This window comes from Burkholderia reimsis (assembly GCF_003294055.1).
GTDB lineage: Bacteria > Pseudomonadota > Gammaproteobacteria > Burkholderiales > Burkholderiaceae > Burkholderia > Burkholderia cepacia.
On record NZ_QMFZ01000037.1, the window covers coordinates 68,331 to 84,795 of the forward strand.

Here is a 16,465-nt window from a genome sequence, read left to right on the forward strand (position 1 = left end):
GCGGCAGGCCGACGCAACCTGCCTGCCGCGCGGCGCGTGACTACACGCTGGCCGGATCGATCTTGTCGATGTCGATGCCGTAGCGCCGGATGGCTTCGCCGACGCGTGCACGCGGGATCGCGCCGTCGTCGGCGAGCGCCTTCAGCGCCGCGACCACGATGAAGTGCCGGTCGACCTCGAAGAACGTGCGCAGCGCGTCGCGCGTATCCGAGCGGCCGAAGCCGTCGGTGCCGAGCGACACGAAGCGCCGGCCGTCGACGAACGCACGGATCTGGTCGCCGACGATCTTCATGTAATCGGTCGCGACGACCACCGGCCCCGTGCGGCCGTCGAGGCATTGCTGCACGTACGGCACGCGCGGCGCTTCATCGGGGTGCAGCAGGTTCCAGCGTTCGGCGGCCAGCCCGTCGCGGCGCAGCTCGTTCAGGCTCGTCGCGCTCCACACGTCGCTCGACACGCCGAAGTCCTGCGCGAGCAGGTCGCTCGCGGCGATCGCTTCACGCAGGATCGCGCCGCTGCCCATCAACTGCACGTGCGGCACGTGCGGCACGTCGGCCGCGCGCGACGCGCCTTCGCGCAGCAGGTAGAGGCCCTTGAGAATGCCGGCCTCCGCGCCGTCGGGCAGCGCCGGATGCGGGTAGTTCTCGTTGAGCAGCGTGATGTAGTAGTAGACGTCCTCCTGTTCCGCGAACATCCGCCGCAGGCCGTCGCGCACGATCACCGCGAGTTCGTACGCATAGGTCGGGTCGTACGACACGCAGTTCGGAATCACCGACGACAGCACGTGGCTGTGCCCGTCGTCGTGCTGCAGCCCTTCGCCCATCAGCGTCGTGCGGCCCGACGTCGCGCCGAGCAGGAAGCCGCGCGTACGCGCGTCGCCGGCCGCCCACGCGAGATCGCCGACCCGCTGCAGCCCGAACATCGAATAGAAGATGTAGAACGGGATCGCCGGCAGTCCGTGGTTGCTGTAGGCGGTACCGGCCGCGATCCACGACGCGATCGCGCCCGATTCGTTGATCCCTTCCTGCAGGATCTGCCCGTCCTTCGCTTCCCGGTAGTAGCTGAGCTGGCCCGCGTCCTGCGGCGTGTAGAGCTGGCCGAGATGCGAGTGGATGCCGATCTGGCGGAACAGCCCCTCCATCCCGAACGTGCGGGATTCGTCCGGAACGATCGGGACGACCAGCTTGCCGAGTGCCGGGTCCTTCAGCAGCGTGCCGAGGATGCGCACGAATGCCATCGTCGTGGACAGCGCGCGTTCGCCGCTGTCCTTGAGCTGCGCGTCGAATGCGGCGAGCGGCGGCACCGGCAGTGGCGCCACGTCGCTGAAGCGGGCCGGTACGTGGCCGCCGAGCGCGGCGCGGCGTTCCGCGAAGTAGCGTGCCTCGGCGCTGCCGGGTTCGGGTTTCAGGTACGGCAGGTCGTCGAGTTGCGCGTCGCTGACCGGCAGCGCGAAGCGGTCGCGGAACGCGCGTACGGCGTCCGCGCTCATCTTCTTCAACTGGTGGTTCACGTTCTGGCCTTCGCCGGCTTCGCCCATTCCGAAGCCCTTGACCGTCTTCGCGAGGACGACGGTCGGCCGCCCGTCCGCGTGCATCGCCTGCGTATAGGCCGCATGCACCTTTTCCGGATCGTGGCCGCCGCGCGCGAGTTTCCAGATGTCGTCGTCGGACAGGTCGGCGACGAGCTCGAGCAGCTCGGGATACTTGCCGAAGAAATGCTCGCGCACGTATGCGCCGCTCTGCGACTTGAAGGTCTGGTAGTCGCCGTCGACGCATTCCATCATGCGCTGACGCAGCAGGCCCGTTGTGTCGCGTTCGAGCAGGCGATCCCAGCCGCCGCCCCAGATCACCTTCACGACGTTCCAGCCCGCCGCGCGGAACGTGCCCTCGAGTTCCTGGATGACCTTGCCGTTGCCGCGTACCGGGCCGTCGAGACGCTGCAGGTTGCAGTTGACGACGAAGATCAGGTTGTCGAGCCGTTCGCGCCCGGCGAGCGAGATCGCGGCGAGCGATTCGGGCTGGTCCATTTCGCCGTCGCCGAGAAATGCCCAGACCTTGCGGCCCTGATGCGCTTTCAGCCCGCGATATTCGAGGTAGCGCATGAAGCGCGCCTGATACGCGGCCGTGAGCGGCCCGAGCCCCATCGACACGGTGGGGAATTGCCAGAAATCCGGCATCAGCCGCGGATGCGGATACGACGACAGCCCGTCGCGTCCCGCTTCGCGGCCGGTCTCGCGGCGGAAGTTGTCGAGTTGCGCGTCCGTGATGCGACCTTCCAGGTACGCGCGGCCGTAGATGCCGGGCGCCGAATGGCCCTGGATGTAGACCATGTCGCCGTCGAAGGTATCGGTGCGGCCGCGGAAGAAGTGATCGAACCCGACGTCGTACAGCACCGCGGCCGACTGGTAGGTCGCGATGTGCCCGCCGACGTTCGAATGCCGGCCGGCACGCAGCACCATCACCATCGCGTTCCAGCGGATCATCGCGTTGAGGCGCCGTTCGAGCGCGAGATCGCCCGGATAGGCCGGCTGCCGTTCGCGCGGCACCGTGTTCACGTACGCGGTCGTCACGCGGCCGTGCAGGTCGCCGTGGCGTGCCGCGTCGAGGTCGGAAAGCCGGTCGATCAGGTAATGCGCGCGCGGGCGGCCTTCGATCGCGATCACGGATTCGAGCGCATCGAGCCATTCGCGGGTTTCCTGCGGGTCGATGTCGGGTAGCGCGAGAGGTGCGGTCATGCAATGTCTCCAGAAGCATAAGGCTGCGCGGGGCGGCGGTCGTGGCGGCGCATCGCGCGACGGGACGCCCGTCGATCGGCGGGCAGATAATTGCAATTGCAATTGCAATCGTATGGCGGCAATTGTTATCGAGGTAAAATTTAATTGCAACTGCAATTCAATGAGAGGAACGACCTGACATGAGCGCACCCGAACCCGATCTGTGGTTCTCGTTCGTCCGCGCGCACCGGACGATGATTCGCGAAATCGAGCGCCGCCTCGCGGCTGCCGGCCTGCCGGCGTATGCGTGGTACGACGCGTTGTGGGGGCTCGAGAGCGGGCCCGACGGCACGCGCCGGATGCACGAGCTGGCCGACGTGCTCGCGATCGAGCGTTACAACCTCACGCGGCTGGTCGACCGGCTCGAACAGGAAGGGCTCGTCACGCGCGCCCGTTCGGCGGACGACGGCCGCGCCGCGTACGCGAGCATCACCGACAAGGGGCGCACGCTGCGCAAGAAGATGTGGAAGGTGTACCAGTCGACGGTCGCGGAACTCTTCCTCGATCAGTTCGGCGGCAAGGAGCAGGCAGCGATGGCCGCCGCGCTCGATCGTGCGACCGCCGCGGCGCGCGAGGCGGCAGCCGACGCGAAGTAGCGGCCGGCCGCCGGCACGTCAGCCGCTCGCGTGGCGGCGCATCGCCTGCACGGCCCAGTCGGCAGGCACGCGGCCGTCGTCGGCCAGCAGGCGAAGCGCGACCGCGGCGATCCAGCGCGCGTTCGGCGCGCGTGCGCCGGCGTCCGGGGCCGCCGAGTCCGCACCGAGCGCCGCGAAGCGGGCCGGGACGAACGCGCCGATCTGCGCGGCGACGTGCCGCGCATAGCCCGTCACGGCGAGCACCGGCGTGCGGCTGTCGCCGATGCATCGGCGCACATGCGGGACCTGCGGCTCGTCGTGCGGATGCAGCAGGTTCCACCGGTCGGCCGCGTGACCGTCGCGGGCGAGCCGCGTGTAGCTCGGGCAGCTCCAGATCGTCGAATCGACGCGCCATTCGTCGCGCAGCAGATCGGCCGCCTCCTGCACCTGTGCCAGCGTGCTGCCCGCGCCGCACAGCCGGATCCGGGCGGCCGCGCCGGCCGCCGCCCGACGGCCGGCCCGCACCATGCCGCTGAACGCATCGCGGGCCGCGGTGGCCGACAGCGGTTTCGCGTCGGGCACGGGGTCGTCGTGGCTCGCGAGGTAGCAGAACCCCGGCTGGCCGGCGACATAAAGCGTTCGCAGCGCGTGGCGCAGGATCGCGATCGCCTCATGTCCCGAGGCCGGATCGTATGGCGTGCACGCGGGGTTCGCGGCCAGCCAGTGCGGGACGTCGGGCGTCACGCCTTTCGGCCAGGACGATGCGAGCGTTTCGGCATCGTTCACGAAGATCCCTCGGTCGACGGTTTCGATCGACGCCAGCCGCAGCCGGTCGGTCGCGCGTGCATGCAGCAGGTACAGCAGCGGCCGCTCGAACCGCTTGCGCGCATCGAGAAACCGCAGCGGCCACGCGCTGATGCGGCGATGCGCCCCCGCGTCTGCAAACGGCGCACGCGTGTCCGCTCGCACGATCCAGACGTGTTCCGATGTCGCCGCATCGCGTGCGAGGCAATCGGCGGCCGCGCGCATCGCGCCGAGCGGCGACACCGCACGGCCACGCGGCGCGAGACGCTGCGTCAGCAGTCTTTCGAGGCAGGCCACCGCGGCGCGGCGGGTGTCGGGCGTCCGCACGGGCGGACCGGATCGCGCTGTCTGCATGTCCCTCCTTCTGGTATTGGCATGTCGCCGGGGCGTCGGTTCCGGCATAGGATTGCAATTGCAACGATTGTAGTTGCAACGACAACCGGAAGACAAGGACCGACATGACTTCGACGCATTCCCTCACGTTCTATACGGCCGACACGCCGAACGGGCACAAGATCGCGATCTACCTGGAGGAGGCCGGGCTCGCGCACGAGCGCGTGCACGTGAACCTGTCCGCCGGCGAGCAGCGCAGCCCGGCGTATCTCGCGATCAACCCGAACGGCAAGATCCCGGCCATCGTCGACCACGACACCGGACTGACCGTGTTCGAATCCGGTGCGATCCTCAGCTATCTCGCTGCGAAGACGCGTTTTCTGCATCCGGAAACGCTGACCGAGCGCACGGCGGTGCAGCAATGGCTGCACTTCCAGATCGGCGGGATCGGGCCGATGCTCGGCCAGCTCTGGTGGTTCCTGCATGCATCGACGACGGTCAATGCGCAAGCGATCGAGCGCTACCGGAACGAAGCGCGGCGCCTCTATGGCGTCGTGAACGGCCGATTGGCGGAATCGGCGTATCTCGCTTCGTCGCGGTACTCGATCGCCGACATCGCCGCGTTCCCGTGGCTGCGCGCGGCGGCCGAGCTCGATCTCGACCTTGCCGGCTACCCGCACGTCGAGCGCTGGCTCGCCGATATCGAGGCGCGGCAAGCCGTTCAGCGGGGCCTGGTCGCATGCCGCGCACCGGCGGCAGCGCGCGCGAACTGACGTCGCATCGCCCGCGCTGAACGGATGGCGCGGGCGCCAGCCGCCGGTCTGCCGGGAAACATTGTTCTCCTTCGTCGTAAACGTCTCGAATGCGTGATATTTGCGCCGCGCGATCCGGTTTAGAGTGGCCGCGAATCGATGACGATGTGTCGTATCGCCGCAGTCCTGGGCCGTACAGATGCACAAGAGGAGCTGGAGACAAATGAGTGAAGGCAGGATTACGCAGGTCGAATCGTTCGGTTTCGAGCGCATTCCCGATGCATCGCGCTATGCACGGCCGATCGATCTGTTCAGGTTGCTGTTCGGCGGCTGCAATACGTTTTCCACATCGGTGCTCGGCAGCTTTCCCGTGCTGGTCGGGCTGTCGTTCAAGGCGGGTGTCTGCGCGATCGTGCTCGGCGTGCTCGCGGGCACCTGCATCCTCGCGCCGATGAGCCTGTTCGGCCCGCGCAACGGCACCAGCGACCCCGTGTCGTCCGGCGCGCATTTCGGCATCCACGGCCGGATCGTCGGCTCGTTCCTCGCGCTGCTCACGTCGATCGCGTTCTTCTCGCTCGCGGTGTGGAGCTCGGGCGACGCGCTCGTCGGCGGCGCGCACAACATGGTCGGCGTGCCGGTCAACGGCTTCACGCTCGGTGCGGCGTACATGGTGTTCGCGGTGCTCGTGCTGATCGTCTGCATCTACGGCTTCCGCTTCATGCTGTGGGTCAACAAGATCGCCGTGTGGGCCGCGAGCGTGCTGTTCGTCGCGGGCCTGTTCGCGTTCGCCGGCCTGTTCGACATGAACTACGCGGGCACGGTGCAGCAGGGCAGCGCGGGCTTCTGGGCCGCGTTCGTCGGCGCGGTGCTGGTTGCGCTGAGCAACCCGGTGTCGTTCGCGTCGACGCTCGGCGACTGGGCCCGCTATATCCCGCAGCACACGCCGAAGCATCGTGTGATGGGTGCCGTGTTCGCCGCGCAGATCGCGACCTTCGTGCCGTTCTTCTTCGGCCTCGCGACCGCGACGATCATCGCGGCGAAGGCACCCGCATTCATTGCGTCGAACGACTACGTCGGCGGCCTGCTCGCGATCTCGCCGCGCTGGTTCCTGCTGCCGATGTGCCTGATCGCGATCATCGGCGGGATGTCGACCGGCACGACCGCGCTGTACGGTACCGGCCTGGACGTGTCGAGCATGTTCCCGCGCCTCCTGAATCGCGTGCGTGCGACGCTGCTGATCGGCACGATCGCGATCGCGTTCATCTTCGTCGGCCGCTTCTGGTTCAACCTCGTCGAAAGCGTCGCGACGTTCTCGACGCTGATCGATACCTTCAGTTGCCCGTGGATGGCGATCATGGTGATCGGCTACGTGACGCGGCGCGGCCACTATCTCGCCGATGACCTGCAGGTGTTCAACCGCGGGCTGCGCGGCGGCCATTACTGGTTCACGCACGGCTGGAACGTGCGCGCGATGGGCGCGTGGCTGCCGGCCGCGTTCGTCGGGCTGTCGTTCGTGAACCTGCCGGGCCAGTTCGTCGGGCCGCTCGGCCACCTCGCGGGCGGGCTCGACCTGAGCGTGCCGGTGTCGCTGGTGATGGGCGGGGTGTTGTATTTCGTGCTGCTGACGTTGTACCCGGAACCGGACGGCGTGTACGGCCCGCACGGGCGCCGCTTCGTGCGCGGCGGCACGCAGGCGGCGCGCGGCAACGGCGCGCCGGCGATCCAGCCGAAGGGATATTGAGCGGCGCGTGGTGCGTCGCTGCGCAGATGACGATGCCGCCGCGCGGGAGCGCCGCCGGCGGTATCGTCGTTTCCGGGCGTGTGATCGCGACAGGAGGGGGCCGTAACTTCCACGTGCCGCCGCCGCAAACGAAAACGCCTGCCAGGTTCGATGCGTGTCAGTGGAACGTGCTGCCCGCGAGCATCCCGCCGTCGACGATGAATTCCGACCCCGTGCAGTACGCGGATTCGTCGGACGCAAGGAACAGCACGAGGCTGGCGACTTCCTCGGGCTTGCCGATGCGCGCGATCGGCAGGCCGCTGTAGATCGACGACGGATCGAAATCCGCGAACTCGGGCGGGCGCGCCATCACGGTATCGATGCCTCCCGGGTGCACCGAGTTCACGCGAATGCCGTAGCGGCCGAATTCGAGCGCGGCGGCCTTCGTCATTCCGCGTACCGCGAACTTGCTGGACACGTACGCGCTGCCGCCCGCGACGCCTTCCATCCCGGCCGTCGACGACACGTTGACGATCGAGCCGCCGCCGGCTTCCTTCAGCGCGGCCACGGCCGATTTCATGCCGAGCCAGCAGCCGACCTGGTTCACGTCGATCACCTTGCGATAGTCGTCGAGCGAACACGCTTCGATCGGCACGAGCTTCAGGATGGCCGCGTTGTTCACGAGGATGTCGAGCCGGCCGAAATGCGCGAGCGTTGCATCGACGGCAGTCTGCCAGCCGGCCTCGCTCGTCACGTCGAGATGCTGGAATCGGGCGGCGTCGCCGAGTTCGGCCGCGACGCGCCGGCCGGCGTCGTCCAGCACGTCGGCGATCACCACGCGTGCGCCTTCGGCGACGAACCGGCGCGCTTCCGCTTCGCCCTGGCCGCGCGCAGCGCCCGTGATCAGCGCCACCTTGCCTTCGAGTCGTTTCATGCTGCTTGCTCCTGTTGAGTGTGGTTGGCGCGCGGGTCCGCTCATGCGGAGGCGGCCGCCGCGTCGACGATGCGAACCGGATCCGTGCCGTCCCCGGTGTGTGATTCGGCGATGCCGCGCGCGATCATGTCGCGCATGCCGGCGCCTTCGATGACTTCGATGCGCACGCCGGGGTCGTCGGGGTCGTCGAGATACGCGACGCGCGTGGCTGGGTTGCCGGCTTCGAACACGACGCGCAAGCCGCGTGCGGTGAGCCGTGCGATCGCCGCATCGAGATCGTCGACGACCCACGCGACGTGATGCAGCCCGACGAGCGCTTGCCCGTGCGCATCGCGGTATGGCGACGACGTGTCGCTCGTCACGTGAATCAGTTCGATCTGCAGATTGCCGCGATACGCGAGCCCGACGTTCATCGTGACCGACACCGGCTCGCCGAGATGATGGCCGTCGAGGCGTACGTTGCGGAAAACGGTCCACGGGCCGATGCCGTGGCGTTCGCGCCAGCGCGCGATGCTGCGGTCGAGATCGGCGACCACGTAGCCGATCTGGTCGATGGGGCCGAGGACTGGGTCGTTCATGGCGTCTCCGTGGCGGACGCACGTGTGCGTGCCGTGCGATGAATGACGGCCATGATCGCAACAAAGCACGCGCGGCGTGCCGTCCGAATGGATGAGTGCGCGCGCGACCTCTAGCGTGACGGGGGCGCGCCGCCGCGACGACGTCGGTGCGTGAAGCGGAAAGGACAGGGAGCTTGCCGCCGTGCGACCTGCGCGTTACCGCGCGTTCGGCCCCTTGACCGTCAGCCGGCACACGGTCGCGAGCGCGAGCAGGTTCGGGTCGCGTTCACGCCGGTGCAGGAAACTCAGGCCGATCGTCTGGCGGATCGTGGGCCCCGCGAGCGGTACGAGCGCGATCTTGTGCGCGAACAGGTCGCGCACGCGGCCGGGCAGCAGCGAGCAGCCGACGCCGCCCGACACGAGGTTGATCAGCGAGAAGATGTCGCCCACCCGCATCGCGACGTTCGGCGTGACGCCGGCCGCACGAAACGCTTCCGTGAAGCCGTGATGCGTCGCAAAACCTTCGCCGAGCGACACGAACGGCGCGTCGTCGCAGGTGCGAAGATCGATTGCGTCATGCTGCGCGTACGGCGAGCCGACCGGCGCGGCGAAGAACATCTCGTCCTCGAACAACGCGATCGATTCGATCTCGGCGTCCGGTTCGGGCAGCGCCATCAGCGTCGCGTCGATCGCGCCCTGCCGGAGCTTGTCGAGCAGGTCGGCGTTCGAGCCGAGCACCAGCTCGGCCTGCAACTCGGGGCGGCGTTCCTTCAGCGCGATCACGACTTCCGGAACGGTGCGGATCGTCAACGAATAGAGCGAACCGATCTTCAACTGGCCGGCACCGTAGCCGGCCGCCTCGCGCGTCGAGCGGATCCCGTCCGTCATCGTCTTGAGTACTTCGCCGGCGACTTCGGCGAGCACCTGCGCGGCATCGGTCGGAATCAGGTTCCGCCCCTCGTGGCGGAACAGCGCGCAGTGCATCCCTTCCTCGAGCGTGTGCAGCGCGCGGTGCACGCTGACGGTGCTGACGCCCAGCGCCTCGGCGGCCTTCGCGAGGCTGCCGGCTTCCATGAAGGCAAGCAGCACCTCGAGCTTGCGGAACGTGATCTCTTCGTTGATGCGGTTGCGCATGGTGCGGACGACGGGAAGGGCGGCCGACGATTCTGCCGCAGAACCGGAGCCGCAACAATGCGCGAATTTCCGGGGTTTTCGTGTGGCGGAGCCCGGCGGGGGAACATTTAATCTCCGGCTAATCGTCTGCCGCGGTCGTTAATTGATGCGGGTTTTCGGCGTCCCTATGATCGTTTCACGCCGATCGTGTGCGCGGGCCGCGAGGTTCCGATGGTGCGAGCCCGTGCCTCACCGGCCGGCGATACGAACAGCCGGTTCGCCTTTGCGTGCCACGGAACGCGGCACGCATGCGGTGCGGCGCCATGAGACTGCAGGAGACAAGCATGCGCGACTCACGTCGGAACTCGCGGCATCGGCAGGTGGTTGCCGCTGTCGTCGGCAACACCCTCGAGTGGTACGACTTCATCGTCTACGGATTCTTCTCCGGCATCATCGCGCGGCTGTTCTTTCCCGCCGGGAGCCAGTACGCGTCGCTGCTGATGTCGCTTGCGACCTTCGGCGTGGGCTTCTTCATGCGCCCGGTGGGCGGCGTCCTGCTCGGGCTCTATGCGGACCGCCAAGGCCGCAAGGCCGCGATGCAGCTCATCATCTTCCTGATGACGCTGTCGATCGCGCTCATCACGTTCGCGCCGTCGTACGCGACGATCGGCCCGGCGGCACCTGTCCTGATCGTCGTCGCGCGCTTGCTGCAGGGTTTCGCCACCGGCGGCGAATACGCGAGCGCGACCGCGTTCCTCGTGGAAAGCGCGCCGGAGAACCGGCGCGGGCTGTACGGATCGTGGCAACTGATCGGCCAGTGTCTCGCGGTGTTCTCGGGCGCGGCGATGGGCGCGTGGGCCACGCAGTCGCTGTCGGAGGCGGCGCTGCATAGCTGGGGCTGGCGCGTGCCGTTCGCGCTCGGGCTGCTGATCGGGCCGGTCGGCCTGTGGATCCGCCGGCACATGGAGGAGACGGAGGCGTTCCTCGACGCGAGCAAGTCGACGGTCGAGCCGCCGGCGAGCGTGTCGCGCGTGCTGCGCGACAACCTGCGCGGCGTGCTGGTGTCGATGGGGCAGACGATCACCGGCACGGCCGTGTTCTACGTGATGCTCGTCAATCTGCCGACGTTCGCGCACAAGACCTTCGGGTTGCCGCTCGACCAGGTCTTCAAGGTGCAGATGGTGGCGGTCGCGCTGCTGACGGTGACGATTCCGGTTGCGGCGCTCGTATCCGACCGCATCGGCCGGCGGCCCGTGCTGATCGCCGGCATGCTGGCGATGCTGACGCTCACCTATCCGCTGTTCTCGTGGCTGGCCGCCGCGCCGAGCATCGAGCGCCTGCTGGTGATGCAGCTGGCGATCTGCACGATCATCGGCATCTGCTACGGCCCTGCGCCTACCGCGCTCGCCGAACAGTTCGCGACGCGCTCGCGTTCGACCGGCATCGCGCTCGCGTACAACGTCGCGGTGATGATCTTCGGCGGCTTCGCGCCGTTCATCGTCACGTGGCTGACGCACGTGAGCGGGTCGCCCGTCGCGCCCGCCTGGTACGTGCTGTTCGCGGCATCGTTTGGACTGCTTGCCAGTGTGTTCATGCACGACGGTGCGCCGTGCGTGCTCGCGCGCCGGCAATTTCAGGGTGAACCGCTGAGCGTCAAGTAGCAACGGGCGGCTGCCGCCGCCGGATTCCGGCGCGCAGGCGAGCGCTGTCCGATCGGAATGCCGTCGTCGAGCGTATCGACGCATTCGTCTCTGCGCCGTCGCAAGCCGCTATGATGGCGGCACACAAGGTCGGCGGGGGGAATGGCGAATGCTTTCGAGGTTGAAGAAACTGCTCGGTGGCGGCAGGGCACGCGCGGACGTTATGTCTCAATTCGACCGACAGGCCGCGCGGTCGGTCGACGCGCCGGCGCAGCCGCGTCATGTGCTGTGCTTTCTCGGCAGGGATCGGGAACTGCAGCCCCTGCGCGATGCGGCGAACGCGGCGATTGCGGAATTCGCGACGGGGTTCGGCATCGATGACGCGTATTCCGCCGCCGAGCCGGACGAGCGGATGAGCCGTTCGTTCGAGGTCTGCCGCGACCGCGTCGCGGCGGATGCCTGGACGCCGGCCGACGAAGAAGCAGTCGGCACGCACCAGTCGGTGTTGTATGTGCTCGGCCCGCGCATGACGCGGGAGAATGCCGTGCGTGCGTCGATCGGCGCGCTGTTCCTGATCGACCGGCTGATCGACGCCGGTGCGGTGGCGGTCAAGGGAGAAAGCGCGGGCGTGGCGCACGGGCTGCACCGGTGGCGGGAGCTGATCCGGATGGGAGCGGTCGCGACCGACGCCGACGACGCGCTCGCGCAGAACCGGGTGTGCCGGCTGGCGTTCGCGTTGCGCCCGCTGGCGTCGGACGGTTACTTCGAAAGTGTGGGTTTTCATCTGGCCGGTCTGCCGGACGTGCAGGTGCCGCGCTTGCGCGGAAGCGATCGCGACGCGGTCGTCGTCATCGATAGCGTTGCCGACGCGATCGCGCGGCACGGGATCGATGCGGCGTTGCAGGCGTACGATGCATCCCTGATCGACGACAGGTCTCACGACGCAGACGACTTCAAGTTCAATCCTTACGGGATCGTCCGGCTGTCGACGTGAAGGCCGATGCGCGCCTCCGCGTCTGATCGGTCCCGGGCCGGACGCCATGAGCCGGAGTCGGGCATGGCGGCGACCGATCGGGCGCGGCGTCAGGGTAGGTATCGGTACGGCCGATGATCAGCATCGCGGGCGGCGGCCTACCGCGGCCGCCGCCCGGTCGTTACGCTTGGGCGATCATCCACTCTGTCCGGAAGGTCGCCATGTCCCGGCTCGATTACAAGTTGCTCGGCCCCTGTCTGCTCGCGATCGCGCTCGACGCGATGGGATTCGGGCTCGTTTATCCGATGATGTCCGCGATCTTCAGCGATCCGCACGCGGGCATCCTGCCGGCCGACGCCGGCGCGCACGCGCGCAATTTCTACCTTGGTCTCGGCTACGGGATCTATCCGTTGTGCATGTTCTTCGGCTCGTCGCTGATGGGCGAACTGTCCGATCGCTACGGCCGCCGCAAGATCCTGCTGCTGTGCGTGACCGGCCTCGCGGCCGGCTACGCGATGATGGCGGCCGGTGCGTGGCATGCGAGCGTCGCGCTGCTGCTGGCCGGCCGCGGGCTCACCGGGCTGATGGCCGGCTGCCAGGGCATCGCGCAGGCGGCGATCACCGACCTGAGCACGCCGGAAAACAAGGCGTACAACATGAGCATCATGTCGCTCGCCTTCAGCGCGGGCGTGATCGTCGGCCCGGTGCTCGGCGGCGTCACGTCCGACCGCACGATTTCGCCGCTGTTCGACTACGGCACGCCGTTCGTGCTCGTCGCCGGGTTGTCGCTGATCGGCGCGTTCTGGACCTGGGCGTCGTATCGCGACTCGGCCGTGCCGCGCGGCGACACGCGTATCGATCCGCTGCTGCCGCTGCGCATCATCGGGGAGGCCGCGCGCCAGCGCAACGTCGCGTTCCTGTCGGTGGTGTTCTTCCTGATGCAGGTCGGCTACGGGCTCTACCTGCAGACCATCATGCTGCTGCTGCAGGCGAAGTTCGGCTACACGAGCGCGCGGCTCGGGCTGTTCAGCGGCGTGATCGGCCTCTGCTTCGTGTTCGGCCTGCTGTTCGTCGTGCGGCTGATGCTGCGCGTATGGCGCGTGGTCGACATCGCGAAGACGGGCCTCCTCGTCGCGGGCGTCGGCCAGGTCCTGTCCGCGCTGTTCCCGCACGAGCCGGTGCTGTGGGCGCTCGCGATGGTCGTCGGCTGCTTCGACATGGTCGCTTATACGACGATGTACACGGCGTTCTCCGATGCGGTCAGCGAGGACCGGCAAGGCTGGGCACTCGGCGTCGCGGGCTCGGTGATGGCCGTCGCGTGGGTCGTCACGGGGGCGCTCACGAACCTGCTGCCGGTGTTCGGCGAGATCGGCCTGCTGCTGATCGGCGGCGCGGGCTTCCTGCTCAGCTTCTTGATGATGGTCGCGTATGGCCGCACGCAGCCGGGTGCGCGAACGGCCGCGCTGTCGTAGGCGGCGGGCACGTTGGCCCGATCCTGTCGGACGTTGTCCCGCGCGCGGCTGTCGCGCCCGGCCGCGCGGCCCGACACTGGCGCCTCGCGGCCGGGAAACGTCCGGGCCGCGTCCGGCGGCGCCGGCTGGCCCGGCGCGCCGTTCCTTCGATACGCCAACCGAGAGAGCGACCCATGCAACATCCGACCATCCGTACCCTGGCGGGCGCGACCGCGCCGACGTCGATCGCCGCCGCCCGCACCGCGCTGCTGGTGATCGATTTCCAGAACGAATACTTCAGCGGCCGGCTGCCGATTCCCGAGGGACCGCGCGCGCTGGGCAATGCGCAGCGCGTGATCGCGTTCGCCGATCGCGCGGGCATTCCGGTGTTTCACGTCCAGCACGTCGATTCGCCCGACAGCCCGATCTTCGCGGACGGCAGCGACGGCTTCCGCTTTCACGCGAGCCTGCAGCCGGCGCCGCATCACGCGGTCGTGAAGAAAACCTCGGTGAGCGTGTTCCCGACGACGGACATCGATGCACGCCTGAAGGCGGCCGGTATCGACACGCTGATCGTCACGGGCCTGATGACGCATGCCTGCGTGGCCGGCGCGGCACGCGATGCGGTGCCGCTCGGCTACGCGGTGATCGTCGTCGACGATGCCTGCGCGACGCGCGACCTCGACATCGCGGAGGGCGGCACGGTATCGCACCGCGACCTCCATCGCGCGACGCTGGCTGCGCTGTCGGACACGTTCGGCGACGTGCTGACGACCGAGCAGGTGCTGGCGCTCGGTGTCGCCTGACGGCCGCCGGGTTCGTGCTTCAGTCGGCCCAGCCTGGCGCGGCGTACACGACTTCGCCGCGGAAGCACGTCTCGATCACGCGGGTTTGCGCGAACGTCTCGACGGGATGGGCGAACGGATTGCGATCGAGGATCGCGAAGCTCGCGTCCTTGCCCGCCTCGAGCGAACCCGTGCAGTCGTCGAAGCGCAGCGCATACGCGGTGTTCACCGTATAGGCCTCGAGCATCGTGAGCAGGTCGAGGCGTTCGTGCGGATTCCACGGCGGGCTGTCGGGCTGGTCGATCAGCAGGTGCGTGACGCCCGTCTGGATGATCTGCATCGGGTCCATCGTGCTGACCGACCAGTCGGAGCCGGCCGCGAGCATCGCGCCGGCGTTGCGCAGGCTGCGGAACGGATAGTTGCGCGCGGTGCGTTCGGCGCCGAGCAGGTCGCGATAGAGCTGCTGCTGCTCTTCGCGCGCGGCCGTCCACAGCGTCTGCACGCTGGCGATCGCGCCGAGCCGGTTGAAGCGGCTCATGTCGGCCGGATCGACGAGCTGCAGGTGCGCGAGCTGCGCGCGGCGGTCGCGCATGCCGTTGCGGATCTGGACATATTCGAGCGCGTCGAGCGTCATGCGCACCGCGCGGTCGGCGAGCGTGTGGAAGTGCAGGTCGAAGCCGGCGGAATCGGCGAGCAGGCAGATCTCGTTCAGCGCGTCCTGGCTCCACAGCGCGAGGCCGCAGTCGTCGGTGCCGGCGTACGGCTCGAGCAGCGCGGCGGTTTTCGATTCGGGCACGCCGTCGACGAAGATCTTCACCGTATGCAGGCGCAAGTTGTCGCATTCGTACGCGCGACGCCATGCGGCGAAGCGCTCGACCTGCTCGCGCGGATCGCGGCGCGGGTTCGCATAGAGGCCCGCGCTCATGTACACCTTCAGCGTGCCCGCGCGCTGCGCGTCGGCATACGCCTTGAGTTCGGCCTCCTCGACGCGTGCGTCGAACCAGCCGGTGATGCCGTAGCCGTGCGCCATCGCGTGCGCTTTCGCGAGCGACTTCGGGTAGCCGGCCGGGCTCAGTTGCGGAATGAGCGGGCAGACGCGATAGAACGCCGCTTCGTGCACGACACCGTTCGGCGCGCCGGACGCATCGCGTTCGTAAACGCCGCCGGCCGGGTCGGGCGTGTCGGCGTGGATGCCGGCCGCTTCGAGGCCCTTCGTGTTGAGGCAGCCGCTGTGCACGTCGAAGCCGACCACGAGCAGCGGCCGGTCGGGCACGACCCGGTCGAGCAGTTCGCGGGTCGGATACGCGCCGAATGCGGCCAGGTTGGCGCCGCCGAGATAGACCCACGGCTCGTTCGGCGTCGCATCGGCGCAGGCGCGGATGCGCTGCATGATCGTGTCGGGATCGTTGATGCCGGACAGGTCGAAGTCGCCGAGGATCTGGTGGCCTTCGAGCGGGTGCACGTGGCCGTCGATGAGGCCCGGCAGCATCAGCCTGCCGGCCAGGTCGACGGTGCGCGTCGCGGGGCCGATGAGCGGACGGATATCGTCGTCGCGGCCGACCGCGACGATCTTGCCGTCCCGGGTGGCGAGCGCCTGCGCGAAGCGGCGCTGCGCGTCGCCGGTGTAAAGCAGGCCGTTCAGGTAGGCGGTGTCGGCGTATTGCATGTGTCTTCTCCGGATGGGGCTGTTCGACGGGCGCACGTGTCCCGCGGGCGGGCCGCGGGGCTCGTCCGGTCGCGTGAACCCGGTCGGGTTGAATGGGACGGAGGCGGTTATGTGCCGGTGCCGCGCGGCAGGCGCCGCGATGCGTCACGGTAAAGGCCGGCCGCCGCCGGGGCGTCATGCAGATCCCGCTGCCGGGCCTGAAGCGGCAGATCGATGGGCGACGCGCGCGCGGCCGTGCGGGCCGGCGTCCATCCGGTATTCGGCATTCGGTGTCTCCGTGGCATCCGACGCGTTCCCGTCGTCGGGTGAGTCAGATACTAGGAGCGGGGCGGCCGGCTGTCTGTCATCGTTTTTAGGACAACCAGCGAGAAAGGCGGCGGGGGCGGCAG

The 16,465-nt window shown here is 68.4% G+C and carries 14 protein-coding genes; 7 read left to right on the forward strand and 7 right to left on the reverse strand.

The window, feature by feature from the left end; genetic code table 11:
* Positions 1-40: 40 nt before the first annotated feature.
* Positions 41-2,734: a pyruvate dehydrogenase (acetyl-transferring), homodimeric type gene (aceE, locus tag DPV79_RS32450; protein ID WP_113047372.1), complete on the reverse strand. Its 2,694-nt coding sequence runs from the start codon at positions 2,732-2,734 to the stop codon at positions 41-43.
* A 179-nt stretch (positions 2,735-2,913) separates the two neighbouring features.
* Here aceE and DPV79_RS32455 point away from each other — a divergent pair, with 179 nt between their 5' ends.
* Positions 2,914-3,369 (forward strand): MarR family winged helix-turn-helix transcriptional regulator, encoded by a 456-nt coding sequence (locus DPV79_RS32455; RefSeq protein ID WP_027789419.1) that lies wholly within the window; start codon positions 2,914-2,916, stop codon positions 3,367-3,369.
* Between the two features lie 18 nt (positions 3,370-3,387).
* Here DPV79_RS32455 and DPV79_RS32460 read toward each other — a convergent pair whose 3' ends face one another.
* Positions 3,388-4,506 carry a transketolase-like TK C-terminal-containing protein gene (locus tag DPV79_RS32460; protein ID WP_113047373.1) on the reverse strand — a complete coding sequence of 373 codons (1,119 nt, stop codon included), beginning with the start codon at positions 4,504-4,506 and terminating at the stop codon, positions 3,388-3,390.
* 104 nt (positions 4,507-4,610) lie between these two features.
* Between DPV79_RS32460 and DPV79_RS32465 the strand changes: the two genes are divergently transcribed.
* Positions 4,611-5,258: a glutathione S-transferase family protein gene (locus DPV79_RS32465; RefSeq protein WP_113047374.1), complete on the forward strand. Its 648-nt coding sequence runs from the start codon at positions 4,611-4,613 to the stop codon at positions 5,256-5,258.
* Between the two features lie 202 nt (positions 5,259-5,460).
* Entirely contained in the window at positions 5,461-6,978 is a 1,518-nt protein-coding gene (locus DPV79_RS32470; protein ID WP_226281422.1) for a purine-cytosine permease family protein, read from the forward strand.
* Positions 6,979-7,135: 157 nt separating this feature from the next.
* On the opposite strand, the gene DPV79_RS32475 is transcribed toward DPV79_RS32470, so the two are convergent.
* From DPV79_RS32475 to DPV79_RS32485, 3 genes are all read right to left on the reverse strand, one after another.
* On the reverse strand, positions 7,136-7,891 hold the full coding sequence (locus DPV79_RS32475; RefSeq protein ID WP_060074764.1) for a glucose 1-dehydrogenase: 756 nt from the start codon (positions 7,889-7,891) through the stop codon (positions 7,136-7,138).
* A gap of 41 nt (positions 7,892-7,932) precedes the next feature.
* A complete protein-coding gene (locus DPV79_RS32480; protein WP_113047375.1) occupies positions 7,933-8,469 on the reverse strand; it encodes a VOC family protein in 537 nt (178 codons plus the stop codon).
* A gap of 195 nt (positions 8,470-8,664) precedes the next feature.
* A complete protein-coding gene (locus DPV79_RS32485; protein WP_021162282.1) occupies positions 8,665-9,582 on the reverse strand; it encodes a LysR family transcriptional regulator in 918 nt (305 codons plus the stop codon).
* Positions 9,583-9,905: 323 nt separating this feature from the next.
* Here DPV79_RS32485 and DPV79_RS32490 point away from each other — a divergent pair, with 323 nt between their 5' ends.
* From DPV79_RS32490 to DPV79_RS32505, 4 genes are all read left to right on the forward strand, one after another.
* Positions 9,906-11,222, forward strand: a complete 1,317-nt coding sequence (locus DPV79_RS32490) for an MFS transporter (protein WP_048021953.1) — start codon at positions 9,906-9,908, stop codon at positions 11,220-11,222.
* A gap of 202 nt (positions 11,223-11,424) precedes the next feature.
* Complete coding sequence (locus tag DPV79_RS32495; protein WP_113047383.1) at positions 11,425-12,195, forward strand: hypothetical protein; 771 nt, start codon at positions 11,425-11,427, stop codon at positions 12,193-12,195.
* A gap of 200 nt (positions 12,196-12,395) precedes the next feature.
* The gene (locus DPV79_RS32500; RefSeq protein ID WP_113047376.1) at positions 12,396-13,646 is read left to right on the forward strand and encodes an MFS transporter; all 1,251 of its coding nucleotides are present in this window, start codon (positions 12,396-12,398) and stop codon (positions 13,644-13,646) included.
* A gap of 173 nt (positions 13,647-13,819) precedes the next feature.
* Positions 13,820-14,431, forward strand: coding sequence for a cysteine hydrolase family protein (locus DPV79_RS32505; protein ID WP_027789412.1), 612 nt, complete (start codon positions 13,820-13,822; stop codon positions 14,429-14,431).
* A 19-nt stretch (positions 14,432-14,450) separates the two neighbouring features.
* Here DPV79_RS32505 and DPV79_RS32510 read toward each other — a convergent pair whose 3' ends face one another.
* Positions 14,451-16,076 carry an amidohydrolase gene (locus DPV79_RS32510; protein WP_113047377.1) on the reverse strand — a complete coding sequence of 542 codons (1,626 nt, stop codon included), beginning with the start codon at positions 16,074-16,076 and terminating at the stop codon, positions 14,451-14,453.
* A gap of 107 nt (positions 16,077-16,183) precedes the next feature.
* Complete coding sequence (locus DPV79_RS42865; protein WP_165843602.1) at positions 16,184-16,342, reverse strand: hypothetical protein; 159 nt, start codon at positions 16,340-16,342, stop codon at positions 16,184-16,186.
* Positions 16,343-16,465 lie beyond the last annotated feature (123 nt).